A 26,785-nucleotide genomic window follows, 5' to 3' on the forward strand; every position below is an offset into this window, starting at 1 on the left:
CCGGTGATCACCGCTGGTGTGTCGTGGGCGCGGGCCGGTCATGGCATCACGACGAGTCGCCTGCCTTTGAGGTCGGTTCGCTGCCAGGCGGTCGCGATGTCGCTCAGCGGGACCTTCTCCACCTCGAAGGTGAGCTCGCCGGACCGCGTCCACGTCACGACCTGCTGGTACACCTCGTCCATGGTCTGCCGGTCGAGGCCCTTGGCCGCGCCGTAGATCTCCACGCCGGAGGTGCGCAGGCTCGACCCGGCGATGGCGACCTCGGTGCCGGCCGACTCGCCGATCTGGACCACCCGGGTCGGCTTGCCGAAGGCGAACGACCGCGGCACCAGGGCGCGCAGCAGGATCTCGCTGGGCCTGCCCCACAGGTAGTCCACGACGACGTCGTAGCCGTCCCCCCTGGCGTCGAGATACGCCTGCGCCAGCGCCTCGTCGGAGACCGCGGTGTTGATCACCGTGTCGGCTCCGATGGCCTGCACCTCGCGCAACTGGTTGTCGTCGCGGCCGGTGGCCACGATCCGGCCGGCGCCCAGCAGTCGGGCCACCTTGACCGCGAGCCGCCCGGCGACCCCGGTGGCGCCCTGCACCAGCACCGTCTCCCCGGGAACGAACCCCGCGGCCGTCTTCATCGACATCGCGGTGACGGCCGAGGCCATCACCGCTACCACGGCCGGGTCGATGCCGTCGGGGATCGGCATGTAGGAGCCCTGGGGCACGACGGCCTTCTCGGCGAGCGCGCCGTAGGGCAGGCGGATGTTGCCGAACCCGACGAGCGTGCCGTCCGGGAGGGCGCCGATGCCGTCGAAGGCAGGGATCACCGGAAGCCGGCCGATGTACTTCTCGCTGGCGTAGTGCGTACCGGCCGCGATCGCCTTGTCGACGTTCTCGACGGCGACCGCCTTGACATCGATGATCACCTCGCCGTCGCCGGCCACCGGATCGGGGAAGTCCTCATAGCGCGGGATGCCGCCGGCCTCGTGGAGCACCGCTGCCTTCATCCCAGTTCCTGCCCGAACAAGCGGGCGATCCGCGTCTGCCACGCCGCCAGGACGCGAGGCGGACGGGCCGGAGAGTGGTTGAACCCGTGGTGGTGCGAACGGTGGTGCGAACGGTGGTGCGTGTGCGAGCGCCGCCGCTCATGGGCGTGGCGGGCCTGGCCCTGGTGCCCGGTCGGCTGCTCGAGGTGCGCGGGAACCCCCGATATGCGATGGGTCGCCCAGTGCAGCAGGTCGCGAAGCGGGTGCTGGTGTCTCATCGTTGCCTCCTCTGGCGCGCGAGTCTCTATCACCGATAGAGAACTCTATCACTGATAGACTCCGGAAGGGAGGTGCCGGAATTGGCTTTGGACAAGCAGCGGATCGTCACCGAGGCCGTCGCGCTACTGGACGCCGAGGGTCTCGACGGCGTGACCACGCGCAAACTGGCCGCCCGGCTCGGCGTACAGTCGCCGACCCTTTACTGGCACATCCCGAACAAGGCGGCGCTGGTCACCGCGATCGCCGAGGCGATTCTTGAGCAGCAGTTCCCCGAACTGGCGTCGCCCGCGCCGGAGGAGCACTGGCAGGACTGGCTGATCGGCCTGGCCGAGCGGCTGCGCCGCGCACTGCTGGCCCACCCGGACGGAGCCCGGATCATCGCGGCCTCCCAGCTGTCCCTCAAGATGGCCGCCATCTCCGAACTGGCGATGAGCACACTGGTCGGGCGGGGCATTCCCCTGCGGCAGGCTCGCCTGATCGTGTTGACGGTGTTGCGCTTCACCGTCGGCTACGTCCTGGAGGAACAGGCCGGCCGCCCCGACGCGGACGCCCTGGACGGCTTCGACATGGCCGCCTACGCCACGGCGCACCCCACCGTGATGGCCGGCGTGACAGAGTACTTCCAGGCCGGCCGCACCGTCGACGACCTGTTCCGCGACTGCCTGGAACAGATCATCCACGGTCCTGCCGCGCAGTCCGGCCCCACGTCCTGACCAGTCATCCGCTCCGCAGAGTGAGCGACGACGACTTTCCCCGCGTGGAAGCCTTCGACTGCCCGATGTCCTCCTGCGCCGCCCCTGCCGGATCGCCCTGCCGCACCGGCCGGGGCAAGATGGCCGGCCGGTACGCCAGCGCCCCCACGGCCGCGGCAGGCGCACGAACTCCAGAACCGGGATCTCCGCGGGAGCCCGCCCGCCGTCACCGGGAACGCCGCCCCTCTCGGGGTGGTGGGTCCACGCGCTCGAGCCGGGTCCAGCCCGTCCAGCCGCGCTCCTTCAGCAGCTCGATCAGCCGGCGGGCCGGCGGCGCCGAGTCGAACGCCAGATCGTCCATCAACTGGACGAACGGCGGCTCGACCCCCGCCACGTCGACATAGTCCTCACCCTGCTCCTCGGCCATCCGCGTGATGTAGGCGGCCAGCTCGTCGGCCAGCTCGGCCAGCCTCGGGTCCCCGGCGCTCCAGTCCAGAGCCCGGCCCAGGGTGAGATAGAAGTCGGCGAGCTGCGGCTCGGCGAGCTGCTCCCGCTTGCGCGCCACCCACTCCGCCACCCGCTCGGGGGAGTGCGCCGCCAGCGGGATCCAGCCGTCACGCTCGACCTCCACGATCCGCTCATCCACCCCGAGCGCCCGCAACCGGTCCAGAAACTCCACCACCTCCGGCGGCAGCACCAGCTGGTCCCCGGCCGCGAGCCGGGCGATCCGCTCCCGCAGCCGCTGCCGCTCCCGGATCTCCGCCCGCAGCCGCCGGTCGATGTCCGCGACCGCCGCCGCGAACTCCTCCTCATCGGCCCGCAGCAGCTCCCGCACCCGCGCCAGCGGCACCCCCGCCCCCGTGAGCGTCCGGATCTTGATCAGCTCCACCACAGCACCGGCCTCGTACCGGCGATAACCGGAATGGTCCCGCCCCGGCTCCGGCAGCAACCCCTTGGCGTGATAGTGCCGCACCGCGCGCACCGTCACCCCGGCATACGACGCCAGCTCGCCGATGGTCAGCATCATCCCAGTCTCCTAGCGCGCGGCGCGAGTCCGGTAGAGGCGCCGCGACCACGCATAGCCGGCCGACCCGATCACCGCGCACCAGCCCACGGCCCACAACACCTCAGGCCCCGCCGGCGACCCGGCCAGCAGACCGCGGAACGCGTCCATGATCGGCGTGAACGGCTGATGCTCGGCGAACCACCGCAACCCCGACGGCATCGACGCGACCGGTACGAACCCGCTGCCCACGAACGGCAGCAACACGAAGATCGTCGGCAGGTTGCTCGCGGTCTCCGGGTCCGGACTGGCCAGCCCCAGCGCCACGGCGAACCACGTCATCGCCAACGACACCAGCACCAGCAGAGCCGCCAGGCCCAACCACTGCATCACCGATGCGCCGCTGTCCAGACCGATCAGGAACGCCACCCCCACGACCACCACGAGCGCGAACGCCGTCTGGATCATCGCGCCCAGCACGTGACCGGTGAGCACCGAGACCTTGGCGATGGCCATCGTCCGGAACCGGTCGATGATCCCGTTCGTCATGTCGGTGGCGACCAGAACCGCCGTCCCGATGGACACGCTCGCCACCGTCATCATCAAGATCCCGGGCGTGATGAACGTCAGATAGTCGCCGCGGCCCCCCGCCGAAGCCCCCGGCAGACCGGCGCCCATGGTGCCGCCGAAGACGTAGACGAACAGCAGCAGGAACAGCAGCGGCTGGCCGACCAGCATCAGCGTCATCGACGGGTAGCGGGCCATACGCCTCAGGTTGCGCCGCAGCATGGTCGCCGAATCACGCACGGCATAGCCGACACCGCTCATGCCGGCACCTCCTCGGCGGCGGGGCGGCCGGTGAGGGCCAGGAACACGTCGTCCAGATCCGGGGTCCGCACGGCCAGCCCGGTGACCGCGCCGTCGTCTCCGATCCCGTCCAGCAGCCGCCGCAGCGCGGCCAGACTGCCGTCATGCGGCACGGTCACGGTGAGCGCCCCGGCGTCCGGGACCGCTCCGGGCAACCGGCGCGCCAGCTCCGCCACCCGCTCGCCGTCGACGACCTGCAGCTCGATGTGACCGCCGGGGACCAGCCGCTTCAGCTCGGCCGCGCTGCCCTCGGCGACCAACCGGCCCCCGTCCAGCACCCCGATCCGGTCGGCCAGCTGGTCGGCCTCCTCCAGGTACTGGGTGGTGAGGAAGACGGTGACCCCGCCGGCCACCAGCTCCCGCACAATGCCCCACAGGTCACGGCGGCTACGCGGATCCAGGCCGGCGGTCGGCTCGTCGAGAAAGATCAGCCGCGGCCCCGCCACCAGGGTCATCGCCAGGTCCAGCCGCCGCTTCATACCGCCCGAGTACGTCACCGCGCGCCGATCGGCGGCACCCACCAGATCGAACCGCTCCAGCAACCGCCCCACCACACTCTCGGCCCGCCGCCGGTCCAGATGCCCCAGGCCGGCCATCAGCCGCAGATTCTCCCGCCCGGTCAGCAACTCGTCCACCGCCGAGAACTGCCCGGTCACCCCGATCGACGCGCGCACCCGCTCCGCCTCGCCGCGCACGTCGTACCCGGCCACCCGGGCCTGCCCGGCATCCGCGGGCAGCAACGTGGACAGGATCCGCACCGTGGTGGTCTTACCGGCCCCGTTGGGGCCGAGCAGGGCATAGACGGTGCCCGCGGGAACGCTCAGGTCGACTCCGGCGATCACCTCAAGGGCGCCGTACGCCTTGCGCAGCCCGGCCACCTCGATCGCACTGGTTTTCGTGGTCATGCCGACCATGCTGAGAGATTGACCCTGCGTCAGGGTCAAACCGCCGCCGCACGACCTCCGCGCAGGCGGCACCGCCGTAGGCATGCGGTCACAGCACGGGAGAGCACCACCATCGTCCCGGCCGGACGGCAGGTCAGGTGGCGGCAGGAGTGGAGCGCGTGGCCAGCTGATCGAGCGAGATGCCGAGCACATCAGCCAGGGCGGCGATCGTGAAGAACGCAGGCGTGGCGATCCGGCCGGTCTCGATCTTGCGAAGGGTCTCGGCCGACATCCCCGCCGCAGCGGCCACCTCGACGATGCTGCGCTCGCCACGGGCCCGGCGCAGCACCAAGCCCAGCTGCTCGCCACGCAGCCGCTCCTCGAGAGTCAGCGGAGGTCGTACCATGACACCCACTCTATACCCAGGGATACAAATACCGGGATAGTTATCCATCCCGCGGACCGGGGGAGCGCCCCCAACCTCAGCGGCCCCGCAACAACGGATGAGCACGCATCGCCACCTCCAGCTCACCCGGCAGCTCATCCCGATACCGACCCAACGTCGCCAGATCACTGTGCCCCAGCACCCGCCGCACCGCATCCATGTCCACCGCATCGGCCAGCAAATGCGTCGCCGTCGTATGCCGCAACCCATGCGGCGTCACCGAACGCCGCTGATCAGGATCCACCCGCTGCTGCACCCGATCGATCACCGCCTGCACATCACCCCGCGCCAGCCGCCGCCCCCGCCACGACAACAGCAACGCCTTCTCCGCCGCCGCCGGCCGCCCCCGCGCCAGATACTCCTGCAACACCGCCGCCACATCATCCGGCAACGGCACATCCCGCGTCCGCCCGCCCTTGCCGAAGATCCGCCAATACCGCACCCCGTCGTTGGTGAAGAAATCCTCCACATTCGCCCGCACCAACTCCGACACCCGCGGCCCCATCGTCGCCAGCAACAGCACGATCACCGCATCACGCAACTCCGTACGCTGATCACGCCGCTTGCCCTCCGGCGGGGGAACATCCCCCAACGTCCGCGCCGCCCCGATCAGCCCCTGCGCCTGCTCCCGCGTCAACGCCCGCCGCTGCGGCCGCAACCCCCCACGCTCCTTCGACGTCACCGTCGAAGCCGTCATCGGATTGATCTGCACCCAGCCCGCCAGCGTCGCATGCTTGAACAACGCCGAGATCGACCGCCGAAACCGCGCCTGAGACGACGGCGACTGCCCCCCGCTCGGAGTACGCAGCCGCCCATCCGGCCGCCGGGCGAACGCCAGCAGCAGCGCATCCACATCCGCGCCCGTCAGATCGTCCAGCACCGCATCCGCGCCGGCCAGCTCCACCAGCGTCGCCACATCCCGCGCATACACCTCGGCCGTCGACGACGACAACGCCCCCGTCACCGTCCGCGCCCGCACCAGCTCCACATAGCGGTCACCCGCCTCCGCCACCGTCAACCGGTCGAGCTCCGCAGGCCGCACCGGCCACCCCTTCCCTCGCGCCACGACGAACCAAGCACGACGGTAGCGGCAGGCACCGACAGAAACACCGCCCCCGGGCGGGCACCTCGACACAGGCACAGGCGCCCGCCCAGGGCCGACGCCCTAGATGTCGCGGAAGGTCTCGATCCGCGCCCCCAGAGCGTTCAGCCGCTCCGCCAGATCCTCATACCCGCGGTTGATCACGTACACGTTCCGCAACACCGACGTGCCCTCCGCCGCCATCATCGCCAGCAGCACCACCACCGCCGGCCGCAACGCCGGCGGGCACATCATCTCCGCGCTGCGCCACCGCGTCGGACCCTCCACCAGCACCCGATGCGGATCCAGCAGCTTCACCGACGCCCCCAGCCGCGTCAGCTCCGTCAGATAGATCGCCCGATTGTCGTAGACCCAGTCATGGATCAACGTCGACCCCTGCGCCGAAGCCGCGATCGCCGCGAAGAACGGCACATTGTCGATGTTCAGCCCAGGGAACGGCATCGGATGGATCTTGTCGATGGGGGAGACCAGCTTCGACGGCCGCACCGTCAGATCCACCAGCCGCGTACGACCGTTGGCCGCCGCGTACTCCCGCCCCCGATCACAATCGAGGCCCATCTCCTCGAGCACCGCCAGCTCGATCTCCAGGAACTCCACCGGCACCCGGCAGATCGTCAGCTCCGACGACGTCACCACCGCCGCCGCCAGCAGGCTCATCGCCTCCACCGGATCCTCAGAGGGGGAGTAGTCGACATCCCGCTCGATCTCCGGCAGGCCGTGCACCGTCAACGTCGTCGTCCCCACCCCCTCCACGCGCACCCCGAGCTGCTCCAGGAAGAAGCACAGATCCTGCACCATGTAGTTGGAGGAGGCGTTACGGATCACCGTCACCCCGTCGTGCCGCGCCGCCGCCAGCAGCGCGTTCTCCGTCACCGTGTCACCCCGCTCGGTCAACACGATCGGCCGCGACGGCGCCGCCCCCCGATCCACCCGCGCGTGATAGAAGCCGCCCGTCGCCGTGATGTCCAGCCCGAAATGCTTCAGCGCCGACATGTGCGGCTGCACCGTACGCGTCCCCAGATCACAGCCCCCCGCATAGGGGATCTGGAACTGCTCCGTACGGTGCATCAGCGGCCCCAGGAACATGATCACGCTCCTGGTACGGCGCGCCGCCTCCGTGTCCATCGCCTCCAGCTCCAGCCGGGCCGGAGGAACGATCTCCAGATCGCTGCCCTCGTTGATCCACCGGGCCCGCACCCCGATCGAGGCCAGCACCTCCAGGATCCGGTAGACCTCCTCGATCCGCGCCACCTTGCGCAGGATCGTCCGCCCCGAATTCAGCAACGACGCGCACAACAACGCCACGCACGCGTTCTTCGACGTCTTGACATCGATGCTGCCCGACAGCCGGCGACCGCCCACCACCCGCAGATGCATCGGCCCCGCATACCCCAGCGAGACGATCTCACTGTCGAGCGCCTCACCGATCCGGGCGATCATCTCAAGACTGATGTTCTGGTTGCCGCGCTCGATCCGGTTGACCGCGCTCTGCGACGTCGCCAGAGCATCCGCCAACTGCAGCTGCGTCCAACCACGATGCTGGCGCGCATCCCGGATCAACCGGCCGATCCGTACAAGGTAATCATCTGACACAACACGAGACCATATCTCACATATGAGATGCCCCAGCCCCAGCAGACGCCGACGCGCCGGACAACCCACCAAGACGCACCAAATGCTCCGGAGTCGCCTGCGCCCGCACCTTATGCACGAACCCCCGCCGCGCCGCCCGGAACTCATGCCGATCGTCGAACATGTCCCGGCTCATCTCCGCCAGCTCCTCAGCCCGGTACGCGTCCAACGGCCTACGCCGCTCATCCACTTCCCGAACCTGCCGCCGACCCGCAAGCAGCCGATCATAACCCGGATCCACCGCCAACCGCTCCGCGTACTCCAGCACCCGCCGCTCGAAGTCCAACCGCGAACCCCCCAGCATCCGATCCGCCAACCCCAACTCCACCGCCTCGGCAGCACCCACCGGCAACGCCTGCCGCGTCAACCGCCGCGCCGTCTCCGCCCCCACCCGCCGCGGCAACACATACGTCCAGAACTCACTCCCGAACAACCCCATCGTCCGATAATGCGGATTCAACACCACCGAATCCCGGATGATCACCCGGTCCGCCCCCAGACCCATCATCACCCCACCGGCACCCGCATTCCCCCCGATCGACGTCACCACCAGCTGACTCGTACACCCCACGACCTCCCGGCACACCCCGTTGATCGCATTGATGTTCATCCACGCCTCCAGCTCCGGCTGACGAGACGCCTCGATCACATTCAGATGAATACCGTTGGAGAACGTCTCCCCACCCCGAACCACCAGCACCTTCGTGTCCTGCGCCACCGCATACCGCAACGCCGACGCCAACCTCCGGCACTGATCCGACGACATCGCCCCGTTGTAGAAGTCGAAACTCACCACCCCCACACCATCACTGCGGTCATACGTGATCTCGCTGTACCCCGAACGCTCCGGCGCCGAAGCCACCCGATCACCCAACGCCAACGCCGCCGGAAGCTTGATCGACCCCTCCTGCTCCAACCGCACATGCCCCACCCACACCGAACCATCACCGGTGTTCACCAGCACCGCGCCCTCACGCCGCGCCACCACCTCACCCGGCCGCCCACCCAGCTCCGGACCCCGATACACGTCGAACACCCGCACCGGCACCTCACACAACACCGACCGCCCACCAGGCGCACCATCAGCCGCCCGCACCCGCCGAACGATCTCCTCCGTCGACTCCTCCCACGAGAACTCCCGATCGGAGTGCCGCATCGCCCGCCGCAACCGCCCCCGCACCTCCGGCGACCGGTAATCCAACGGATCCGGCACGAACGACGGATCCGCCGCCTTGGCCGCCACCTCCGCCACCAACTCCACCGCCGCATCCGCCACCGGCCCGTTGTACAACGCCGACTTACGCGGCGCCTCCGACGGCATCGCGAACGTCCGGAAACCCCAGATCGGACCCGCGTCCATCTCCTCCACCGCCTGCAACGCCGTCACCCCCCACTCGGACTCGGCCTCCAAAATCGCCCAATCCAGCGACGACGGCCCCCGATCCCCAGGAGGACCCGGGTGAATGATCACCGTACGATGCGCCTGCCACAGCCGCTCAGGCACCCGCTCCTTCAAGAACGGGCAGATCACCAGATCCGGCTTGGCCAGCTCGGCCGCCTCCACCATCGCCTGCTCCGACACGGCCAGCTCGACACCGACGTCATGACCGGCCCGGCGCAGCTCCAGCCAGCAACGCTGGGTCAGGCCGTTGAACGAGGAGCACAGCAGCAAGATACGCAACGGGGGACTTCTTTCCAGGCAAGGGGAACGACACGGGTTCGGGGGCGGGGGACTGCTCAGCGGGAGGGGCGTTCCCTTCGGCCCCATGCATTTAAGACAGCCCCATATGGCCCATACATGCCTTTGATGCTGACACGAATCGTCGACTGGTGGTGACAGTTCCGGACAAAAACCCGCCCTGACCAGCCCTAGTTGACCTACTTTGCCCGAAACATCACCTGTGGTGGGAACGCGACCGTGCGTGACACCCGAACCGAAACCCCCATCCCGGAGCTCCAACCCCGGGGGAGCGGCCCGCACAAGGGGCCCTCGCGTGAACCCGCAGCAGTCTCAACCCCCGGCAGTCTCGCGCGCCGCACGTCCCCGGCCGCCGGCAGGCGGGCATGGACCGGCGCGGGGATGGCCCGTCCGGGCGCTTACGCCCTTTAAGCGCTGTTTGCTGCTTTATATCCCATACCGAACAGAATTCAGCTTCTGTTCGGTATGGGAGCAAATGTCGAGGTTCGGGGCCGGGAGGGGGTCAGAGGCGGTTGACGAAGCGGGCGGCGGCCCGCTGGCTCATGCCGGTCTCGCCGCGTACGAAGAACACGGCTTCCTGGATCTGGCCGAGCGACTTGAGCTCACGAGCTTGATCAACCATGTCCATGCTGACGCCGGGCCGGTTGCGCGGGTTCCTGGTGAGCCGGGCGGCCAGGATGATCAGCCAGATGGCCAGGGCGGTGATCACGCCTGTGAGTGCGACGAGACCGGGGGTTGTGATCTCCAGGGCAGGCATGTTAAGCCGTCTGCCCCCGCTCGGACGGTTCATGCCGTTTGCTTGATAATGAACATTATGTCAAGTAGCCGCTTTCGGGAGGGGTCCGCCGCTCCCCTCGGCGGGTGGGACCGGTGGGTCTGATGGGATTTTTTTCCCGGCTGCGCGGCGGTGTCCCGGGTGGTGCGGCGGGGGCGGTTTCGGGGGTTGAGCGGGGGGTTTGGGGTTCGGTGCGGTGGTGTGGCGGGCTCCCCTGGGTGCTTACGGAGAGTTTGACGTTCTGTCGATTCGCTGTCCTTGGCGCGAGGTGTGGTTTTAAGCTGGAAGTCCTGCTATTCGCGCCGCGAGAGGAGCAGCACGTGGGGAGCCAGTCGGTGTTATGCCCGGTGTGTCAGGGGGTCGTGCCTGCGACGGGTAAGGAGGCGTACACGGCGCTGCGGGGTCGTCTCATTCTGACGAACGGTTATTGCGCGGGTGGGTGCGCGGAGCGGCGTGCCGAGGAGCAGGCCCAGCAGATGGCGCAGCAGCAGACGCAGCAGATGGCGCGTCCGGAGCCGGCTCCGGCGCCGGTGGCTCCTGTGCAGATGCCGGTGCGGACGCCGCTGCGGGTGGTGCGCTGATCGTTTCGGTGTGTTCTTCCCCGTGCGGGGGTGCGGGGTGACCGGTCGTGCGGGCCGGGTGTGGTGTTGTCGGGGTTATGAGTGGCCGTCGGTGGTGTGCCAGTAGTCGCGGGTTTCGGTGGCGAGGCCGTCGGGGTCGAAGCGGGCGAAGACGCAGCCTGCGAGGGTGATGGGGCGGCCGTTGTCGTGGGCGTGGACCCGGAATTCGATGGCGGCCGTGTCGCCGTCGACGATGGGGTCGGCGAAGGTGACGTGGGGGTCGGTTTCGCCGGCGAATGACCATTGGATGTAGTCGGCGATGGCTTGTCTGCCCTGGTGTGGGGGGCGGAAGGGCATGCTGGTGTGGACGGCGTCGTCGCGGTAGAGGGCGATGATGGCGGCGGTGTCGTGGTGGGTCCAGCCGTGTTGCCAGGTGTCGGCGAAGCGTTGGGCGGCGGTTCGGGTGTCCATGGGCCCATTGTGCGGGCGGGGGGTTGGCTGTGAGGCCGGTTTCGCTCGGGTTGAGGTGGGGGGCCGCTCCCCCGCGGCCGTCCTGTTTTCCTGTGGTGTCACCAGGGGTGGACGGCGGTTACGGCGGTGATGGGCAGAGGCCCGTACAGGTGGGGGAAGCCGTTTTCGAGGCGGATGTCGAGGCCTGTGGGGTCGATGTCGAGGATGAGCAGGGGTTCGGTGACGTGGGCGTAGAAGGTGGTGTGGACGCCGCGTAGTTGGGCCTGGTCGCGGCTGCAGTGGATGAAGCCGATCTCGTCGAGGGTGTGGCCGAGGGTGGAGATGCGGTACTCCCCCGCTTTCTGGGCGGTTTCCCAGTCGGTTTGCAGGGCGAGGTGGTGGATGGGGTTCATGGCGTCCATTCGGCGTGGAGGATGGCGTAGATGGTTTCGCTGCTCCATTCGCCTTTGACGTATTCGTTGTCGATGAGGGTGGCTTCGCGGCGCATGTGGAGTTTTTCCAGGACGCGGGCGGAGGCGGTGTTGCGGGCGTCGAGGCGGCCGGTGATGCGGTGGAGGCCGAGGTCGTCGAAGCCGAGGCGGAGCATTTCGCGGGCGGCTTCCGGGGCGTAGCCGTGGCCGTGGTGGTCGGGGTGGAGGATGTAGCCGATTTCGCCTTGGCGGTGTTGTCTGCTGGTCCAGATGAGCAGGGTTTGGCCGATGAGTTGGCCGGTGTGGCGCAGGGTGATGGCCAGGTCGATGGCGTCGCCTTCGTCGTGGAGGGCGGTGCGGGTGGCTCTTTTGTCGAGGAAGGTTTGGGTGGTGTCGCGGTCGCGGGGTTCCCAGTAGAGGTAGCGGGCGACGTCGGGGCGGGATTCGTAGGCGTGGACGGCGTCGAGGTCGTCGGGGGTGAAGGGGCGTAGGTGGAGGCGGTCGGTGGTGATCGGGTAGTGGGGTTTGAGCACGGAGGAAGTGTAGGGAGGGGTCAGGGGGGCGGCAATGAGTTTTCGGCGGTTGTGACGGCGAGGGTGAGGAGGGTGCGGGCTTCGTCGAGGGGGCGTTGTTCGACGACTTGCTCGAGCCAGAGGGCGCTGAGGGTGGTGTAGAGGAGGCGGACGCGGGTGTCGGTCTCGGGCAGGTGGAGGGTGTCGGCGATGATGCGGATGCAGCCGTCGGCCCAGCGGCGGGCGATCTGTTGGAGGACGGGGTCGCGGCCGGCGTGGACGTAGAGCTCCCAGAGGCCGAGTTGGCGGGTGCGGTCGGCGGTGGCGATCTGGTCGGTGAGGGCGGTGAGGCCGTGGTCGGTGATCCAGGTGCGGGTGGTGGTGAGTTCGGTTTCGACGAGTTGGGCGAAGGCTTCGGCGAGGAGTTGGTCGCGGGAGGCGAAGTAGTAGGTGGTGGCGGCGAGGGGGAGGTTGGCGTGGTGGGCGACGGCTCGGTGGGTGACGGCGGCGAAGCCGCCTTGGGTGAGGAGGTGGACGGCGGAGGTCAGGAGGGTGGCGCGGCGGCGGCGTCCGCGTGCTTGGGTGGGCGGGTGTGGTGGGGGCCGCTCCCCTGTTTGGGTGGGGTCCTGGTCCGGGTTCAATGGCCACCTGCGAGGTTGAGGATGACGACGCCGCCGATGATGAGGAGGATACCGCCGATCTTGGTTGGGGTGAGGGTCTCTCCCATGAAGGCGGCGCCGATGAGGGCGATGGCGGCGGTGCCGGCGCCGGCCCAGATGGCGTAGGCGGTGCCCATGTCGAGGTGGAGTTTGAGTGCTTGGGCCAGGAGGGTGAAGGAGGTGATGTAGCCGGCGGCGACGGCGATGGTCCAGCCGGGGTGGGTGAGGCCGTTGCTGAGTTTGAGTGCGGTGGTGGCCAGGACTTCTGTGGTGATGGCGAGGGCGAGCAGGAGCCAGGGCATGGGGGTCCCCCAGACGTAAAGTGGTACGTGCGTGCCAGTTTAGCTGGGGTGCCGGATCCGGTCCGGGGGCGGTGTGGTTGGCGGAACAGCTTGAAAAGGCTGTCGAATGCGTGTTCCATTGGTCGGTGTGGGTTGGGACGCGCTTGCGCTTGTCGACGAGGCCGCTGATGAGCGTCCGCTGATCGAGCGGCGTGCGGTGGTGCGTGACGGTTTCTACGAGTTGCAGGCCCGCACGATGATCGAGCGGGTGCCGCAGACCGCGGGCATCGCCCAGCAGTGGGCCCTGTCCCCCTATCGTGGGTGCGCGCATGCCTGCCGTGGTTGTGGTGCCCGGGCGGGTCATGGGCGGCTGGGGCTGGATGCGGGGCGTGATTTCGACACGCGGATCGTGGTGAAGCCGAACGCGGTGGCCAGGTTGCGGGCGGAGCTGGTGCGCTGGGACGGTCAGGAGCTGGCGGTGGGGGTCAGCGGCGACTGTTATCAGGCGGCCGAGGAGACGTATCGGCTGATGCCGGGGGTGATCGGGGCGCTGTCGCAGGCGGCGGTGCCGTTCACCGTTTACACCAAGAGCGCGCTGGTGTTGCGTGATGCGGGGTTGCTGGCGCGGGCCGGGGCGCGGGTGGCGGTGTCGATCGCGTTCGTGGACGAGCGGATCCGGCGGGCGGTGGAGCCGGGGGCGCCGACCGCGCAGGCGCGGCTGGAGCTGGTGTCGGCGCTGGTGGAGGCCGGGGTGGAGTGCCGGGTGCTGATGGCGCCGGTGCTGCCGTTGCTCAGTGACGCGGCCGATCAACTGGGTGCCACGGTGCGGCGGATCGCGGCGGCGGGGGCGCGGGCGGTGGAGCCGGTGGTGTTGCGGCTGCCGCCGGGGACGCGCTCGTGGTATGGGGAGTGGCTGGCGGGGGCGCATCCGCAATTGGTGGAGCGTTATGAGGAGCTGTACGACCGGGCGGGGATGCCGTCGCCGGATTATGAGCGGCGGATCACGGGGCAGATCGCGCAGTTGTGCCAGATGTACGGGATGGGGTGCGGGGCGCCGGAGGCGGGGCCGCGGCGGCCTCGGGCGGCGCAGCTGGCGCTGGTGTGAGGCGGGCGTCCGGGAGGCGGGCGTCCGGTTGGTCCGCGGCTGCGGGCGCGGGGGGCGCGGGTGGTTACGTCCGGGTGGGCCGGCTGGTCGGATCGCCGCCGATGTGTGTGTGGTGGTAGAGGGCGGCCTGGACTCTGTTGCGCAGGCCGAGCTTGCGGAAGATCTCTTTCACGTGGCCCTTGACGGTCGAGTGGGCGATGCCCAGGACATCGGCGATGTCGGTGTTCGACAGTCCTTGGGCGATGAGGCCGGTGATTTCCTGCTCGCGCCTGGTGAGGGTCTGGGCCGTGTGCGCTTCGACGTCGTCGTCGTGGTGGGGTGTGAACGCGCTCGCCAGGTATCCCGCGTTGCGGCGGTCCACGATGGCGTAACCCGCGATGATCAGGCGCACGGCGGCGATCAGTTCGGTGGCGGTGAGCTGCCGTTGGGGCAGGGTGTAGCAGCCGAGCCGGAGCAGGTCCAGTTGGAGGCCGGCGGGGTCGGCGGTGACGATGAGGACCGGCACGCGCGAGGGCCGGTCGGTCATGAACCGGACGGTGTCCAGGGTCTGGGTGGTGACCGACGGGGAGTCCACGACGAACAGGTCTGGTCTGGCCTGGACGAAGATCCGGCCGGCCTGGGTGAGGTTGTCGGCCTCGCCCACGACCTGGAGGTCGGACTGCTGGGAGAGGATCGATCGCAGCCCGCTGCGCGCCAGCAGGTTGTCGTTCACGAGTAGGACTCTGCCTGGCCTCATCGTCGGTCCGCCCGTCGGAGGGTTGGAGTGCCCGTCGGGGCGAATATGTCAGCGGTCGATCACACCTCGTTTTCACGGCGTTCTCATCGGGCGGTGCCGGGCGGTGTGGGGTTTTCAGGTGGGTAACGCCGTTCGGCGGGCGGCCAGTTCGGCGTACATGGCGGCGCCGTCCGTCAGCACGGCGTCGTCGAAGGCGGCGTAGGAGGAGTGGTTGGCGGGGGCTCGGCCGGGGTCGCGGTCGGCGGGGCAGGCGCCGAGCACCGCGACCGCGCCAGGGATCTCTTCGAGCACGAAGGAGAAGTCCTCGGCGGCCATGGAGGGCTGGGCGGCGAGCGCGGTGCGCTCCTGGCCGTAGAGGTCGCGGGCCACCGTGTGGACGAACGCGGTCTCGTGTTCGGCGTTGACGGTGGGTGGGTAGGCGGAGGCGGTGTCGATGTCCACGGCCAGGTCGTGGGCGGCGGCGATGTCGCGCAGCAACCGTACGGCGCGGTCCTGGGCCTGGCGCTGCAGGCGCGGTGCCGGCGACCGGATCGTGACGAAGAAGCGGGCCTGGTCGGCTATGACGTTGTGGGTGGTGCCGGCGTGGAAGTCGGCGGCCGAGACGGTGACCGGGTCCTGGTGCGGCAGGCGTATGGTGCTCAGCGCGGTGACCATCCGGCAGGCGGCCGGCAGCGGGTCCTTGGCGAGGTGGGGCAGGGCTGCGTGTCCGCCGGCGCCGCGTACGGTGACCGTGAGCACGGTGCGGCCGGCCATGACGCATCCGGCCCTGGTGACGAAGACGCCGCGCGGGATGCCGGCGGAGACCACGTGGAGGCTGTAGGCGGCGGCCGGGCGGGGGCCGGCGGCGTCGAGCACGCCCTCCTCGATCATGATTCTGGCGCCCGCGTGGCCCTCCTCCCCCGGCTGGAACATGAAGATGACGTTGCCGTGGAGGGTGTGGCGGCGGTCGCTGAGCAGTCGTGCGGCTCCGGCCAGCATCGTGGCGTGCATGTCGTGGCCGCAGGCGTGCATCCGGCCGGGGAAGCGTGAGGTCCGGTCGGCGTCGCCGTGTTCGTGGAGTGCGAGGGCGTCCATGTCGGCGCGCAGCAGTACGGTCGGGCCGGGCCGGGCGCCGCGTAGCACCGCGGTGATCGACGTGGCTTTGTTGCCGGTGCTGATCTCCAGCGGCAGGTCGTGCAGGGCTTGGAGGAGTTTGTGCTGGGTGCGGGTGAGCGTCAGTCCGATCTCTGGCTCTGTGTGCAGGTCGTGCCGGAGCCGTAGGAGGTGTTCGTGGAGGGTGCGGGCGTCGTCGGCGATGGTCATGGTGCGGGCCTCTCCCCCGGGTCGTCGGGGCGGCGGGTGCCGAGGATGAATTCGCCGAGGCTGCTTTCGGTCATCGGGTCGAGGCCGGTGGCGTCGGCGAACTCGGTCGCGCCCGCTCCCCCGATGGCGCATGGGGCCAGGTCCATCGCGGTGGCCACGGTGTACATGGTCTGGGTCAGGACGCCGACGTCTTTGAGGATGAGCGCGTAGGCCATCTCCTGGTATTTCCACATGACCCGGCCGAAGCGTGCCGCGATGACGAGCAGGACCTGGGGTGGGGTGGTGGTGCGGGCGCAGGCGGCGGTCACCTCGAGCAGGCGGCGTACCGCGGCCGTCATGGGTGCTACCTGTTCGAGCCGGTGCGTGGCCGGGTCGTAGTGGTACAGGCCCTGGTCGAGGCCGTCGACGTGGCGGATGAGCGGGTAGATCTCGAGTTCGTGGGAGGCTCCTCCGCTGGGGTGGGGGCGGCGGACGTGCTCGACGGCGTCGCGCAGGTAGGCGCCGGTGTCGCGGCCGCACCGGTAGAGGAACTCGCCGAGTTGCGCGGCTGTGAGGGGCCGGGTCTCGTCGTGGTCGCGGATGGATCGCCGGTCTTCGAGGACGGCTGTGACGGTGGGGTCGTCGCGGCGCAGCCGTGCGAGGTCGGGGACGTGGAGGTCGACCTGGGGTCCGGGGAAGGGGTCGTGGCGGGCGGGCAGGGGCGCGAAGCGTTCCCGCGCCCACCAGGTGACTCCGAAGGGGGTGTCGCGGACCGTCCGGCTGCGCGCGTGGAACCACAGCTCGTGCGGGCTCCATTGGCGTAGCCGGAAGTCCTCCTCTTGTCCGTGCGGGACGGCGAGGCGGGCCCAGGCCAGATCTCGCAGCAGGTGGTCCGGGACGTCGTCCTGGTTGGCGGGGAGCCCGGCCAGCGTGGCGAGCGTCAGGGGGTCGTGGACGAGCAGGGTGCACCAGGATCGCGGGGAGTCCACGACCATGGTCGCGTTCTGTTTCGTGATGAGGGCGAACCTCGACAGGCAGAGTTTCGCTGCGGGCTGTTGCGGGGGCGGGGCCGGCGGTGGCCGGTGGGGTCGCAGCGTGTAGAGGGGGCGTCCCCGCTGCTCGACGGTGATCGAGAGCCAGCCCTGGCGCAGAAGCTGCTGGACGAGGTCGTCGTGGGTTTCGCGGTCGGGCAGGCCGGCGCTCAGGTGTCGCAGCAGCGCGCGCTTGTCCGGGGAGGCCGGGCCCAGGGACGCGGTGCGCAGTTGTGTGACCACGTGCAGCCGGCCGTCGGCGACCAGGGCGCGGACGTGCGGAAGCAGGCGCAAGGATCGGCGGAACGCCGCCTGTGTCATGGCGGGTTCCCTTCGACGATCTCTGGCGCCAGCCCGATGGCGGACAGTGCGGGGTGGATGATGTCGGCGTCTCCGGCCACTGCCAGTGTGAGGCGCTCCGGTCGCAGGTGTTGCGGGTCGAAGGTGGCGATGCCGGGCCGGGCAGGGCCGATGGCGGTGGCGATGGCGGTGGTCCGGCGCTGCAGGAACTCTGGCGGGTAGCCCTTCCTGACGAGGTGCGCGTAGGCCTCGGTCAGGTGGCGTGCCGCTTCCCAGCGGACGCCCTGCACGCCGATCAGGTGGTCGGCGGCCGAGCGCAGGTCCGCGGGCGTGAGGTCGCCGCCGGCCGCCGCGGCTGCCGTGTCGATCAGTTCGCGGGCCGTGTGGCCGAGGTCCGGGTTGGCCGTGGCGGCTCGGAGCTGGAGGGTGCACTGGTGCCGGCCGCGCGCCGCCGGGCGTGAGACGAGCCAGCCCTGGACGCCGTAGGCGTGGCCGCGTTCCTCGCGCAGTACCTGGTTGATCCGCGATCCGGACCAGCCGCCGAGCGCGTGAACGGCGATCTCCAGGCCCGCGCGGGGGCCGAGCGGTATTACGGGTCCGGCCCGGCCGAGGATCAGGGCGGCCTGTTTCGCGCCGGGCAGGTGCGTGATGAGGCATCGCCCGGCTCCGGCCTCGGTGGTGAGACGGGGGGCTGGGGTGAGACGGGGCGGGGGGTGGCTCGGTTTCCGCCACGCGCCGAACGCCTGCTCGACCTGTCGGCGGATGCGGGTGGCCGACAGGTCGCCTACGACGATCAGGTGGGCGTGCTGGGGGCCGATCCTGTGGTCGTAGAACTCCTGGAGGTGCTGTGGCTGCAGCCGGTTGATCGACTCCGTCGTCCCGCCGGCGGGCCGGCCGTGGCCGCGGCCGGGATGGACGGCGGCCGCGAACAGTTGCGCGGCTCGGTGGTGCGGGTCGGCGGCGGCCCGCCGGATCTCGACGAGGCGCCGCTCCACGACCTGCCGGATCGGCCGGGCGTCGAGGGCGGGCCAGGTGACGGCCTCGGCCAGCAGGCGCAGGGCCGGGACGAGGCGTGTGGCGGGGGCGACGACGTCGACGTGGGCGCCGTCGGGGTCGCAGCCGGCGGTGAAGGTGGCTCCCATGCCTTCCACGGCGAGCGCGAACTCCTCCCGGCCGCGCGTCGCGGAGGCGAGGATGAGGGTGTGGGCCAGGACGTGCGACAGGCCCTGGAGTCCGGGTGGGTCGTGCGCGCCGCCGCCGGCGAAGACGAGTTGCACGGCGGCCACGTCGCGGCCGGGCAGGTCGACGTACGTGGTGCGCAGTCCGGTGTCGAGCGCGGTGCTGTGGGCTGCCGGCAGGCCGCCGTCCTGCGCCTTCGGTAGCGGCGGGCGGGGCGGGCTGGTTCCTGTCATGGGCCCTCTTCTAGGGGGATCGGGTCTGGTACGTGAGCACCACCCGGTCGGCCGCGTCGGCCCATTCGGCGGCGCAGCGCCGCACGTCGGCTGCCGTGACCTCGCGTAACCGGGGCAGGATCTGGCCGGTGTGGGCCGCGGCGCCGGTCAGGAGGGCGTGCCAGGTGAGCTCCTCGGCTCGGCCGCCGGTGGTCTCCAGGCGGGCGGCCCAGCCTGACTCCAGCCGGGTCGTCGCCCAGCGCAGGTCGGTGTCGGTGCAGCCGTCGGAGGCGAAGGCGGTGAGCTCTTCCTGGTAGGCCTCCTCCACTGCGGCCGGCGTGACGCCCGGGCGGGGGGTGATCTCGGCGACGCCCAGGGAGGCGCCGCCCACGAGCGGTGTCAGCCGGAATCGCAGGTCGGTGACGAGGTCGCGGTCGTGGGCGAGCCTGCGCCACAGCGGGCCGCCCCGGCCGTGGCCGAGCATCACGGAGGTGACGCGGGCGGCGTCGAAGGCGGGTGTGCCGGCGGGGGCGACGCGGTGGCCGAGGAAGAGTTTGCACGGGATGCGGCCGGTGACGTCCAGGCGCCGACCGCCGGACGCGGGTTCGGGCGGGGGCCGGGGTGGCGGGGCGGCGGCGGGGATCTGTCCCAGATATTCTTTCGCCCATTTCGCGGCTGCGGCGGTAGGGAAATCGCCGACTACTGCGACGACCGCGTTGCGGGGGGTGTAGAAACGCGCGAAAAAGGCGGTGAGGTCGTCGAGCGAGATGGTTTCGATGCCGTTCCGGGTCCCTACCGGATGGTGGTGGTAAGGGTGTTCGGGGGGAAACAGGTGGGCCAGCAGGAGTTCTTCGGCGGTGCCGTACGGGATGTTGTCGATTGTTTCGAGCCGCTCGTTCACGACGACTTTTCGTTGCGCGTCGAGGCGGTCCTGTCCGGCTGTGTCGAGAAAGGTGCCCATGCGTTCGCCCTCCAGCCACAGGGCCAGTTCCAGCCCGTCTTTGGGGAGGGTCTGCGCGTAATAGGTGGAGTCCATGGACGTTCGGGCGTTGGCCTGGCCGCCGAGGGATTCGACCAGGCGGACGTGTTCTCCGGGGGCGACTTGGCGTGAGCCCTGGAACATGAGGTGTTCCAGGAGGTGGGCCTGGCCGGAGTGGCTCTCGTGCCGTGCGCCGGCGCCGTAGCGGACGGCCACGGTGACCACGGGCATCGTGCGGTCCTCGGCGAGGATCGCCCGCAGTCCGTTGTCGAGTTCGAGTTCCGTGCACCTGTCGCGCATGCCTCTGTGCTCCTCGCAGGCCGTGTGCGGCCCTCCGGGAGGAGGGCCGCACACGTTTTTCGGTTACGGCGTTTCAGGCGCAGCAGAAGCAGCCGCTGTTGGTCGGCCCGAACCGGCCGGAGACCTCTTCGCCCTCTTCGAACAGGTCCACGTCGGAGTGGCCCTCGACGTCGGCGTTGCCGCGGTCGCGGGCGGCGCCGAGGGTTTTGCCCACGCGGATGGCGGTGGCCAGGTCGTCCGCCGGAATGGAAGCGGCGGCTTCTTCGGTGGCCAGGGTTTCGGAAGTCACGCGTCCTCCTGATGTGGTAAGTCAGCCGACCGTCTTCGGCTTCTTATATTGAGATTAACATGAATGGATGGGCCGGTCGAGATTTGTTTTGCAATTATTTTGGGGCCGGTAATTGTCATTTAATTTGCATGGGAATATGCGCCGCCGGCCGTGGCCGGCGGATTTGTTTTTCATTTTTCCGGTTGTCAGGTCTTTCTTTTTTCCGCCTCCGTGAGCGCGGCCCTGATGCGTGCCGTGTCCGCCTCGGGCCCGAACGACGCCGACAGGCGCAGGCACGAGCGCAGCGCGATGATGACGGCCCCCTCTCCCCTGACGCCTTCGATCTCGTGGAGCGCGGCGGCCAGGTGCCCGCGCGCGGCCTCCACGTGTCCCAGCCGCTGCTGCCGCAACGCCGCCACCTGGTGGGCCAGGGCACGCATGTCCCAGGGCGCACGGGGACCGGGCCGCAGGGGGGCCTTCGGGGCCACCCCGGTGGCCAGTGCGCTCTTCATGCGGCAGCGCTCGGCCGCGGCGGCCAGGCCCATCTCGCGATACAGCGCCGCCGCCCGATCCAGCCAGCCGGCCGCGCCGGGCAGGTCCTCCTGCAACTCCCTGACCATGCCGCGGAACTCATAAGCGCCCGCCTTGCCGATGAGATGGCCGGTGCCGGCGAAGACGGACTCCGCCTCGGCCAGCAGGCTCTCGGCCCGCCGGCCGTGGCCGCGCATGGCGAGCAGGAACGCCATGGGGCAGGCGACCGCGGCGTCGCGGACCGGGGTCTCGGCCAGGCGCCGGCGCAGGTCGGCGCATTCGGCGAGCGCCTGCGTGACCGGCGTGCCGCCGTAGGCCAGGCACAGCGCGAGGTTGCCGAAGATCTCGCTCTCCCCGAAGCAGTAGGCCGCCCGGCGGGCCTGGGACTCGGCGACTCTGAGGCTCGCCTCCGCGGCCCGGTAGTCGCCCGACTGGGCGGCCCGCAGGGCTTCGAGCAGCAGGAGCCGGGCCCGGGTCCCGGCGTCGCCGGACAGCTCGGCCAGGCGGTGGGCCTGGCGCAGCAGTTCGGCGTCCCACGTGCCGCGGGTGAAGAGGATGGCCAGCTCGTTGGCGCGCAGGTTGGCCGCCGCGGGGAGGTTGGCCCTGGCGGGGACGCGGGCGCGGGTGCGCCTGATCCGGGCCAGGGCCTCGGCCGGACGGCCGCAGGCCGCCAGGGCGTAGGTCTCGATGGCGCCGATCTCCGCCTCCAGGGCGGGGCCGGCGATGCGCAGCCGCCGGGCGCGCCCGGCCAGCTCCAGCCCGAGCGAGACGTCGGCGCGGGAGATCGCCAGGCGGGCGGCCGCGCACAGGCAGCCCGCCGCCCGCGCGGCCGCCGAGCGGTCCTCGGCGGCGCCCGGTGCGAGGTCGTGCCAGGCGCGGTGGGCGTGCTCGGCGTGCAACGCGGCGGAGTCGATGTCGCCGGGGTGGCGCAGCGCGCGCCGCCGCAGATGCTCGGCGATGTCGGCGTGGACGCGGGCCCGATCGGCCAGGCGCAGCCGCGTGTAGGCCACCTCTCCCACGAAGGCGGACGTGAGCTCCAGACCGCCCTCGGCCAGCTGGGCGAGGGCGGCATCCACCTCGGCCTCGGCCATCCCGCAGGTGGCGAGGAGATCGGTGAGGGCGACCTGCCCGCCCCAGGCGCCCGCGCAGCCGAGGATCCGCACCGCCTGAGGGCCGAGCCGGTCGATCCGGGAGCCCAGCGCGGCCTCGGCGCTGGGCGCGATGAGGCCGCGCCGGTCGGCGCCAGCGCCGGTCGCAGCGCCGGTCTCTGGGGCAGTCTCTGAGGCGGTCAGGGCGGCGAGCTGCTCCAGGAACAGGGGGTTGCCGCCGCTGCGCAGGACGATCTCATCGGCGTGCGGCAGCGCCCCAGACAGGCTCAACCGGGCGGACAGGCTCTCCAGCAGGGTACGGGACTCGGCGGGCGCGAGCAGGGGCACGGCCAGCCGGTCGGCCTCGGGGATCGGGAGCGCGGGCAGTGCGCGCCCGCTCAGCAGGAGGACGACGCTGCCGCCACCGGGCTCGTCGGGCCCGCCGCAGAGCTGGGCCAGCTGGTCCAGCGCCTTGTGGCAGTCGTCCACGATCACCACCACGGGGCGCCGGCGAGACAGCCGGGCCAGGCGGCGGCGCAGCGTCCAGCGCAGCTCCTCGGCGCTTCGGTGCGCCGAGCGGCCGGCCCGTTCGTCGCGGGCGGGCCCGACCTGCCCGCCGCTCAGCCGGGCCAGCTCGTGGTCGAGCTGCTGGAGCGGCCACAGCCCGCGCCGGTCTCCGTCGTGTTTGCAGGTGACGAACAGCACCTGGCCGCGGCTTTCCAGGGCCCGGCCTAGCTGGTGCAGGATCCTGGTCTTGCCGACGCCGATGTCCCCCTCCAGGGCCAGCGTCGACAGGCCGGGCTCGCGCATCGCCCGCTCCAGCCTCGTGGTCAGGTCGGCCATCAGGCGTCGCTGATTGACCAGCTGGTCGACCGGCTGGTCGACCGGGGGGCCGCCGTGCTGGACGTCGCCGCCCTGCTCCACCAGCCAGCACCGCAGCGGCTGGGCGAAGCCCTTGGCCTCGACGGGGTCCAGGGGGCGGCAGCGCACGGCCTGTCTGGCCAGCAGCCAGGTCTTCAGGTCGAGGACGACGCCGCCGGACGGGGCGAACTGCTGGAGCCGGGCGGCGCGGTTGGTGACGGGCCCGACGGCGAAGGAGGCCGAGCGGGTGGTGGTGAGCACTCTGCCGGACGCGATGCCGAAGCGTACGGACAGCTCGATGCCGCGGCGGCGCAGGGCCTTGGCCCGCGCGGCCAGCCGGCGCAGGGCCTCGCCCGCGGCCTGGACGGCGCGCACCGCGTCGTCCTCGTGCTCGCCGTCCGCGCCGAAGACGCCGACCACGGCGTCCCCGATGAACTTCTCCAGGCGGCCGCCCTGGGCGTGCAGTGCCTGGCTGACATCCGTGAAGTACGCCTCCAGGACGTCGTTCCAGAGCTCGCCGCCGAGCCGTACGGCGAGTTCGGTCGAGCGTTCGACGTCGCAGAAGACGACCGTGACCAGCCGGATGCGTGCCTGCGCCGGCTGGGTGGCCGTGATCGCGACGCCGCAGGCCATGCAGAAGCGGGCGGCGGGCGGGCCGGTGGCGCCGCAGCGGCGGCAGACGGCGTCGTTCCTGGGCGCAAGGGTGGTGTTCACCAGCAGAACCCACCACCGTCCATGTGGCCCTCGACGTCGCCCGCCGCCTCCTCCAGCCGGCTCTTGACCTCGGCCAGCAGTTCGATCTCCTCCTGCGACAGCGACTGCAGCACCGCGCGCTGCTCGGGGGTGGCCAGCTCCAGGTCGAAGCCGAGTTCGGCGAGGCGGGACAGGTCGGTCATGGTCGGTCGCTCCTTTCTGCGCGCGGTACGAGCTCCCGGACGACGTCGCCCAGGCCGTGTACGGAGGTCAGCGCGCTGCGCGTGAGCAGGGACTCCTGGCGGCGGCTGATCAGGCCGGTGTCGAGGAGGCGGGCGAGCCGGTCGCCGTGGTGAGCGTCCAGGAGCGCGTGGCCGGTGATCGTCCTGAACGCCGTGCCGGGCAGCCCGGTGCGGCCGGCCAGCGACCGGGCGAGTTCGCCGGCAGGGGGATACCACTCCAGCACGGCCATGTGGCCGAGCAGCGCGATGGGGTGTTCGTGGCGCAGCCAGTAGTACTGCGCGCCCACCAGCCGGGCGACCGCGGGGGCGGCCAGGCGTTCGCGCAGGTTCCGGGGGGTGCCGCCGGCTGCCGCGTAGTCGGACACGACCCAGCTGCTGTGCCCTGATTCGTCCTTGATCTGCGCGGTGTAGTAGGAGGCGAGGGCGGGCGCCACCGGGTCCGTGCGCCGCTCGCTCTCCTGCAGCGCGGCGCGCAGCAGCGGGACGGTCGCCCGCGTCATGCTGTAAGAGACCTCCAGCCAGGACAGATACGCCTCCCGGACGCGGTCGCCGCAGAACATCCGGCCGCTCGCCCGGGCCAGGCCGGGGGCGAGCAGGTCGAGCAGCGCGCGCAGCCGGGTGCCCGGCGTCGTCCTACCGGCCATGGCGCCCCTCGGGAATCGTCGCGGCCAGCGCCACGGCCATGCGCCGGGCCTCGGGCGCGGCCTCGGCGCTGTCGTGGGCGGCCCAGCAGGCGCGGCAGATGTCGGCGTAGCGCGTTTCCCGCAGCTCGGCGAACGGCGGGAGGGCGGCGAGCGCGCCGGGGCCGTGCGCGCCGACGACCTGCAGGACGGGCGAGGCCCGCAACGAGCGCAGCGCGGCGGCGACCTGGCCGCGCTCACCCGCGAACGAGCGCAGCGCGGCGGGTCCGCCGCCCGCGATGACGGCCTCGCCGCAGCAGCCCAGGACCGTGCCGTCGTAGCGGATGGTGGGAGAACGGGTGAGCGGGCAGCGGCCGAAGTCCGCGCACCGCCTGCGGGGCGTGGGGTGGAAGACGCCGGCGCCGCGTCCGTGCCGCAGCGGCGTGATGACGTTCACCTCCGCGGTGGCGCCAGCCACGGCGGCAAGGGGTCCGGGCAGGCCCGGCTCGGGGCCCGGCTCGGGGCCCGGCTCCGCGAGGAGCTGGACGATGAGATGGCAGCCGGCGTCGATGATCGCCTGTGCGGCGGCGGCCGGCCGCGCCGCGCCGACCTGGTGAAAGCGGTCGGTGCTCAGGACGACCGTCGACACCTGGCTCAGGGTCCGCGTGATCCAGGAGTCCGGCCGGGCCGGCGCCCAGTAGCCGCTGGTGAAGACGACGACGTCCTTGCCCGCATCGCGCAGGACGGAGACGGCGTGCGACAGCCCGCGCCGCTCGGCGAACGGCTCGCCGCCGGAGATCGCGACGGCCTGGAGTTCGGGCACGGCCGCGATCCCCGCGACGATCTCGGCGAACAGCTCCCAGTCCGTGATGCCGGCGCCGTCGGCCTCGGCGGAGACCGAGCAGTGGCGGCAGCCGACGGGGCAGCGGTCGGTGATGAACAGCAGCGCGCTGGCGCCGGGTGTGGCGCGCAGCCGCTCGGTGTCGGCCAGTGTCAGTCTGCGCACGCGTCCTCCCATCCCAGGGCGACCAGGCGGCTGTAGCGGGCCGAACCCCACCGCGCCACGAAGCGGTAGGGGTCACGATCCTCCGCCAGGGCGCGGGCCATCCTCTCCACGGCCTGGCCGACCGCTCCGGCCAGGTACTGCTGCGCGCGCGCCGCCGTTGCCGGCTCCTCGGACAAGCCCATGCACGTCGCGCATGGGCCGCCGGCGCGCTCGCCGGAGCCGAAACGCCGCTGGGTCAGCTCGGGGCCGATCGCCCGGACCATCCGCAGCAGGGCGCGGGCCTCGCGCCGGGCACGCAGCGCCGGCCAGCCGTCCGCGGCCTGGCCCAGGACCAGATGCGCGGGGCGATGCCGCTCGAGCAGGCTCTGGCGGGCGCAGCCGTACACGGTGCCGTCGTAGCCGACCAGCGGCCAGGTGGCGAAGTCGCAAGGCGCGGGCCCAACGGCGGGCCCAACGGCGGGCCCAACGGCGGGCCCAGGGGCCGGCCCGGCAACAGGCGCAGAGGGCCGGGCCAGGGCGCGGGCCCGGCCGGTCGGCTGGAGATGGGTGACCAGGACGGGCACCCGGTCGGCGAACTCGCGCCTGATGTCGGCGACGGCCTCGGCCAGGTACGGGTCGTCGTCGTCGATGCCGGTGAGCTGGAAGCTCACGCCGGGCACGAGGTCCAGCGCGGCGTGGACCGCGCGGTAGACCTCCGCCCTGGCCACCTCGCGCTCGTGGTGGGCATCCAGGCTGGCCGCCAGGTGGTCGACGGAGCCGAGCGCGCGCCGGATCGGCCCCGGCAGCCCTCGCCCGGATCGCGCGAAGTACATGCCCGACAGGACGTAGCTGCGGGTCCCGGCCTGCCTGGCCCGTCCGGCGAGCTCGGCCACGAGGCCCGCCCGCAGCAGTGGTTCCCCGCCCGACATCAGCATGACCTCGGGATGGTCGTCGCGGGTGAACGACTCCACCAGCCGTCGGAAGGGGCCGCCCGGGAACTGCGTCCCGCCCATCGAGGAGTCGGTCGAGCAGTGAGCGCACGACAGGGGGCAACGCTGCGTGAGCGCCAGCTGGATCCCGGCGGCGGGGATCGCGCGCAGTGCGGCTATCTCGGCCAGGTGCATGC

29 protein-coding genes are annotated in these 26,785 nt (G+C 71.1%); 3 read left to right on the plus strand and 26 right to left on the minus strand.

Annotated elements, in window-relative coordinates; genetic code table 11:
- Window positions 1–38 precede the first annotated feature (38 nt).
- Window positions 39–998, minus strand: a complete 960-nt coding sequence (locus ACWDRB_RS46360; protein WP_449905212.1) for a quinone oxidoreductase family protein — start codon at window positions 996–998, stop codon at window positions 39–41.
- Window positions 995–1,255 (minus strand): hypothetical protein, encoded by a 261-nt coding sequence (locus ACWDRB_RS46365; RefSeq protein WP_449905214.1) that lies wholly within the window; start codon window positions 1,253–1,255, stop codon window positions 995–997. Before ACWDRB_RS46365 ends, ACWDRB_RS46360 begins: the two co-directional genes overlap by 4 nt.
- An 81-nt stretch (window positions 1,256–1,336) precedes the next feature.
- Between ACWDRB_RS46365 and ACWDRB_RS46370 the strand changes: the two genes are divergently transcribed.
- Window positions 1,337–1,969: a TetR/AcrR family transcriptional regulator C-terminal domain-containing protein gene (locus ACWDRB_RS46370; RefSeq protein ID WP_449905216.1), complete on the plus strand. Its 633-nt coding sequence runs from the start codon at window positions 1,337–1,339 to the stop codon at window positions 1,967–1,969.
- Between the two features lie 205 nt (window positions 1,970–2,174).
- Here the strand turns inward: ACWDRB_RS46370 and ACWDRB_RS46375 are convergent, their stop codons facing one another.
- The 8 genes from ACWDRB_RS46375 to ACWDRB_RS46410 all read right to left on the minus strand — a co-directional run bounded on the left by ACWDRB_RS46375 (window position 2,175) and on the right by ACWDRB_RS46410 (window position 10,337).
- A complete protein-coding gene (locus ACWDRB_RS46375) occupies window positions 2,175–2,975 on the minus strand; it encodes a MerR family transcriptional regulator (RefSeq protein ID WP_449905218.1) in 801 nt (266 codons plus the stop codon).
- 9 nt (window positions 2,976–2,984) lie between these two features.
- Window positions 2,985–3,779: an ABC transporter permease gene (locus ACWDRB_RS46380; protein WP_449905220.1), complete on the minus strand. Its 795-nt coding sequence runs from the start codon at window positions 3,777–3,779 to the stop codon at window positions 2,985–2,987.
- On the minus strand, window positions 3,776–4,723 hold the full coding sequence (locus tag ACWDRB_RS46385) for an ATP-binding cassette domain-containing protein (RefSeq protein WP_449905222.1): 948 nt from the start codon (window positions 4,721–4,723) through the stop codon (window positions 3,776–3,778). Before ACWDRB_RS46385 ends, ACWDRB_RS46380 begins: the two co-directional genes overlap by 4 nt.
- Window positions 4,724–4,856: 133 nt before the next feature.
- Window positions 4,857–5,108 (minus strand): helix-turn-helix domain-containing protein, encoded by a 252-nt coding sequence (locus ACWDRB_RS46390; RefSeq protein ID WP_449905224.1) that lies wholly within the window; start codon window positions 5,106–5,108, stop codon window positions 4,857–4,859.
- Window positions 5,109–5,184: 76 nt separating this feature from the next.
- Window positions 5,185–6,189, minus strand: a complete 1,005-nt coding sequence (locus tag ACWDRB_RS46395; protein ID WP_350736364.1) for a tyrosine-type recombinase/integrase — start codon at window positions 6,187–6,189, stop codon at window positions 5,185–5,187.
- 123 nt (window positions 6,190–6,312) lie between these two features.
- Window positions 6,313–7,842, minus strand: coding sequence for a helix-turn-helix domain-containing protein (locus tag ACWDRB_RS46400; RefSeq protein WP_350736361.1), 1,530 nt, complete (start codon window positions 7,840–7,842; stop codon window positions 6,313–6,315).
- 16 nt (window positions 7,843–7,858) lie between these two features.
- Window positions 7,859–9,562 carry a hydrogenase maturation protein gene (locus ACWDRB_RS46405; RefSeq protein WP_449905227.1) on the minus strand — a complete coding sequence of 568 codons (1,704 nt, stop codon included), beginning with the start codon at window positions 9,560–9,562 and terminating at the stop codon, window positions 7,859–7,861.
- A gap of 520 nt (window positions 9,563–10,082) precedes the next feature.
- Window positions 10,083–10,337, minus strand: coding sequence for a hypothetical protein (locus tag ACWDRB_RS46410; protein ID WP_350736356.1), 255 nt, complete (start codon window positions 10,335–10,337; stop codon window positions 10,083–10,085).
- A gap of 380 nt (window positions 10,338–10,717) precedes the next feature.
- Here ACWDRB_RS46410 and ACWDRB_RS46415 point away from each other — a divergent pair, with 380 nt between their 5' ends.
- A complete protein-coding gene (locus ACWDRB_RS46415; protein WP_449905229.1) occupies window positions 10,718–10,936 on the plus strand; it encodes a hypothetical protein in 219 nt (72 codons plus the stop codon).
- A 75-nt stretch (window positions 10,937–11,011) separates the two neighbouring features.
- On the opposite strand, the gene ACWDRB_RS46420 is transcribed toward ACWDRB_RS46415, so the two are convergent.
- From ACWDRB_RS46420 to ACWDRB_RS46440, 5 genes are all read right to left on the minus strand, one after another.
- Complete coding sequence (locus ACWDRB_RS46420; RefSeq protein ID WP_364248512.1) at window positions 11,012–11,386, minus strand: nuclear transport factor 2 family protein; 375 nt, start codon at window positions 11,384–11,386, stop codon at window positions 11,012–11,014.
- Between the two features lie 98 nt (window positions 11,387–11,484).
- Window positions 11,485–11,778: a DUF952 domain-containing protein gene (locus tag ACWDRB_RS46425; RefSeq protein ID WP_355203506.1), complete on the minus strand. Its 294-nt coding sequence runs from the start codon at window positions 11,776–11,778 to the stop codon at window positions 11,485–11,487.
- Window positions 11,775–12,329 carry a GNAT family N-acetyltransferase gene (locus ACWDRB_RS46430; RefSeq protein ID WP_397368063.1) on the minus strand — a complete coding sequence of 185 codons (555 nt, stop codon included), beginning with the start codon at window positions 12,327–12,329 and terminating at the stop codon, window positions 11,775–11,777. Before ACWDRB_RS46430 ends, ACWDRB_RS46425 begins: the two co-directional genes overlap by 4 nt.
- 20 nt (window positions 12,330–12,349) lie before the next feature.
- Window positions 12,350–12,949 carry a TetR/AcrR family transcriptional regulator gene (locus ACWDRB_RS46435; RefSeq protein ID WP_449905232.1) on the minus strand — a complete coding sequence of 200 codons (600 nt, stop codon included), beginning with the start codon at window positions 12,947–12,949 and terminating at the stop codon, window positions 12,350–12,352.
- Complete coding sequence (locus tag ACWDRB_RS46440) at window positions 12,946–13,269, minus strand: DMT family transporter (protein WP_397368065.1); 324 nt, start codon at window positions 13,267–13,269, stop codon at window positions 12,946–12,948. The genes ACWDRB_RS46435 and ACWDRB_RS46440 overlap by 4 nt, the downstream gene beginning before the upstream one ends.
- Before the next feature lie 106 nt (window positions 13,270–13,375).
- Between ACWDRB_RS46440 and ACWDRB_RS46445 the strand changes: the two genes are divergently transcribed.
- Window positions 13,376–14,353, plus strand: a complete 978-nt coding sequence (locus tag ACWDRB_RS46445; protein WP_350736340.1) for a radical SAM protein — start codon at window positions 13,376–13,378, stop codon at window positions 14,351–14,353.
- 64 nt (window positions 14,354–14,417) lie between these two features.
- Here ACWDRB_RS46445 and ACWDRB_RS46450 read toward each other — a convergent pair whose 3' ends face one another.
- The 11 genes from ACWDRB_RS46450 to ACWDRB_RS46500 form a co-directional block, all read right to left on the minus strand.
- Complete coding sequence (locus ACWDRB_RS46450) at window positions 14,418–15,065, minus strand: LuxR C-terminal-related transcriptional regulator (protein ID WP_449905235.1); 648 nt, start codon at window positions 15,063–15,065, stop codon at window positions 14,418–14,420.
- 138 nt (window positions 15,066–15,203) lie between these two features.
- Window positions 15,204–16,391 carry a M20 metallopeptidase family protein gene (locus tag ACWDRB_RS46455; protein WP_449905237.1) on the minus strand — a complete coding sequence of 396 codons (1,188 nt, stop codon included), beginning with the start codon at window positions 16,389–16,391 and terminating at the stop codon, window positions 15,204–15,206.
- On the minus strand, window positions 16,388–17,722 hold the full coding sequence (locus tag ACWDRB_RS46460) for a SagB family peptide dehydrogenase (RefSeq protein WP_449905239.1): 1,335 nt from the start codon (window positions 17,720–17,722) through the stop codon (window positions 16,388–16,390). Before ACWDRB_RS46460 ends, ACWDRB_RS46455 begins: the two co-directional genes overlap by 4 nt.
- Window positions 17,719–19,113 carry a M16 family metallopeptidase gene (locus ACWDRB_RS46465; protein ID WP_449905241.1) on the minus strand — a complete coding sequence of 465 codons (1,395 nt, stop codon included), beginning with the start codon at window positions 19,111–19,113 and terminating at the stop codon, window positions 17,719–17,721. The genes ACWDRB_RS46460 and ACWDRB_RS46465 overlap by 4 nt, the downstream gene beginning before the upstream one ends.
- A 10-nt stretch (window positions 19,114–19,123) precedes the next feature.
- Window positions 19,124–20,371 carry a M16 family metallopeptidase gene (locus ACWDRB_RS46470; protein WP_449905243.1) on the minus strand — a complete coding sequence of 416 codons (1,248 nt, stop codon included), beginning with the start codon at window positions 20,369–20,371 and terminating at the stop codon, window positions 19,124–19,126.
- A gap of 73 nt (window positions 20,372–20,444) precedes the next feature.
- Window positions 20,445–20,660, minus strand: coding sequence for a hypothetical protein (locus tag ACWDRB_RS46475; protein WP_366329502.1), 216 nt, complete (start codon window positions 20,658–20,660; stop codon window positions 20,445–20,447).
- A gap of 185 nt (window positions 20,661–20,845) precedes the next feature.
- Complete coding sequence (locus ACWDRB_RS46480) at window positions 20,846–23,833, minus strand: AAA family ATPase (protein ID WP_449905246.1); 2,988 nt, start codon at window positions 23,831–23,833, stop codon at window positions 20,846–20,848.
- Window positions 23,830–24,015 (minus strand): aroma-sacti cluster domain-containing protein, encoded by a 186-nt coding sequence (locus tag ACWDRB_RS46485; protein ID WP_357737174.1) that lies wholly within the window; start codon window positions 24,013–24,015, stop codon window positions 23,830–23,832. The genes ACWDRB_RS46480 and ACWDRB_RS46485 overlap by 4 nt, the downstream gene beginning before the upstream one ends.
- Window positions 24,012–24,698 carry an iron-containing redox enzyme family protein gene (locus ACWDRB_RS46490; RefSeq protein WP_449905248.1) on the minus strand — a complete coding sequence of 229 codons (687 nt, stop codon included), beginning with the start codon at window positions 24,696–24,698 and terminating at the stop codon, window positions 24,012–24,014. Before ACWDRB_RS46490 ends, ACWDRB_RS46485 begins: the two co-directional genes overlap by 4 nt.
- A complete protein-coding gene (locus ACWDRB_RS46495; protein WP_449905250.1) occupies window positions 24,688–25,680 on the minus strand; it encodes a hypothetical protein in 993 nt (330 codons plus the stop codon). Before ACWDRB_RS46495 ends, ACWDRB_RS46490 begins: the two co-directional genes overlap by 11 nt.
- Window positions 25,668–26,783, minus strand: a complete 1,116-nt coding sequence (locus tag ACWDRB_RS46500; protein WP_449905252.1) for a hypothetical protein — start codon at window positions 26,781–26,783, stop codon at window positions 25,668–25,670. The genes ACWDRB_RS46495 and ACWDRB_RS46500 overlap by 13 nt, the downstream gene beginning before the upstream one ends.
- Between the last annotated feature and the right edge of the window lie 2 nt (window positions 26,784–26,785).

Source organism: Nonomuraea sp. NPDC003707 (genome assembly GCF_053587055.1).

What these genes read in the sequence shown, in the direction of transcription:
- ACWDRB_RS46360 (WP_449905212.1), bottom strand. Translation starts at nt 998, where the DNA reads ATGAAGGCAGCGGTGCTCCACGAGGCCGGCGGCATCCCGCGCTATGAG.
- ACWDRB_RS46365 (WP_449905214.1), bottom strand. Translation starts at nt 1,255, where the DNA reads ATGAGACACCAGCACCCGCTTCGCGACCTGCTGCACTGGGCGACCCAT.
- ACWDRB_RS46375 (WP_449905218.1), bottom strand. Translation starts at nt 2,975, where the DNA reads ATGATGCTGACCATCGGCGAGCTGGCGTCGTATGCCGGGGTGACGGTG.
- ACWDRB_RS46380 (WP_449905220.1), bottom strand. Translation starts at nt 3,779, where the DNA reads ATGAGCGGTGTCGGCTATGCCGTGCGTGATTCGGCGACCATGCTGCGG.
- ACWDRB_RS46385 (WP_449905222.1), bottom strand. Translation starts at nt 4,723, where the DNA reads ATGACCACGAAAACCAGTGCGATCGAGGTGGCCGGGCTGCGCAAGGCG.
- ACWDRB_RS46390 (WP_449905224.1), bottom strand. Translation starts at nt 5,108, where the DNA reads ATGGTACGACCTCCGCTGACTCTCGAGGAGCGGCTGCGTGGCGAGCAG.
- ACWDRB_RS46410 (WP_350736356.1), bottom strand. Translation starts at nt 10,337, where the DNA reads ATGCCTGCCCTGGAGATCACAACCCCCGGTCTCGTCGCACTCACAGGC.
- ACWDRB_RS46420 (WP_364248512.1), bottom strand. Translation starts at nt 11,386, where the DNA reads ATGGACACCCGAACCGCCGCCCAACGCTTCGCCGACACCTGGCAACAC.
- ACWDRB_RS46425 (WP_355203506.1), bottom strand. Translation starts at nt 11,778, where the DNA reads ATGAACCCCATCCACCACCTCGCCCTGCAAACCGACTGGGAAACCGCC.
- ACWDRB_RS46440 (WP_397368065.1), bottom strand. Translation starts at nt 13,269, where the DNA reads ATGCCCTGGCTCCTGCTCGCCCTCGCCATCACCACAGAAGTCCTGGCC.
- ACWDRB_RS46445 (WP_350736340.1), top strand. Translation starts at nt 13,376, where the DNA reads ATGCGTGTTCCATTGGTCGGTGTGGGTTGGGACGCGCTTGCGCTTGTC.
- ACWDRB_RS46455 (WP_449905237.1), bottom strand. Translation starts at nt 16,391, where the DNA reads ATGACCATCGCCGACGACGCCCGCACCCTCCACGAACACCTCCTACGG.
- ACWDRB_RS46460 (WP_449905239.1), bottom strand. Translation starts at nt 17,722, where the DNA reads ATGACACAGGCGGCGTTCCGCCGATCCTTGCGCCTGCTTCCGCACGTC.
- ACWDRB_RS46465 (WP_449905241.1), bottom strand. Translation starts at nt 19,113, where the DNA reads ATGACAGGAACCAGCCCGCCCCGCCCGCCGCTACCGAAGGCGCAGGAC.
- ACWDRB_RS46470 (WP_449905243.1), bottom strand. Translation starts at nt 20,371, where the DNA reads ATGCGCGACAGGTGCACGGAACTCGAACTCGACAACGGACTGCGGGCG.
- ACWDRB_RS46485 (WP_357737174.1), bottom strand. Translation starts at nt 24,015, where the DNA reads ATGACCGACCTGTCCCGCCTCGCCGAACTCGGCTTCGACCTGGAGCTG.
- ACWDRB_RS46490 (WP_449905248.1), bottom strand. Translation starts at nt 24,698, where the DNA reads ATGGCCGGTAGGACGACGCCGGGCACCCGGCTGCGCGCGCTGCTCGAC.
- ACWDRB_RS46500 (WP_449905252.1), bottom strand. Translation starts at nt 26,783, where the DNA reads ATGCACCTGGCCGAGATAGCCGCACTGCGCGCGATCCCCGCCGCCGGG.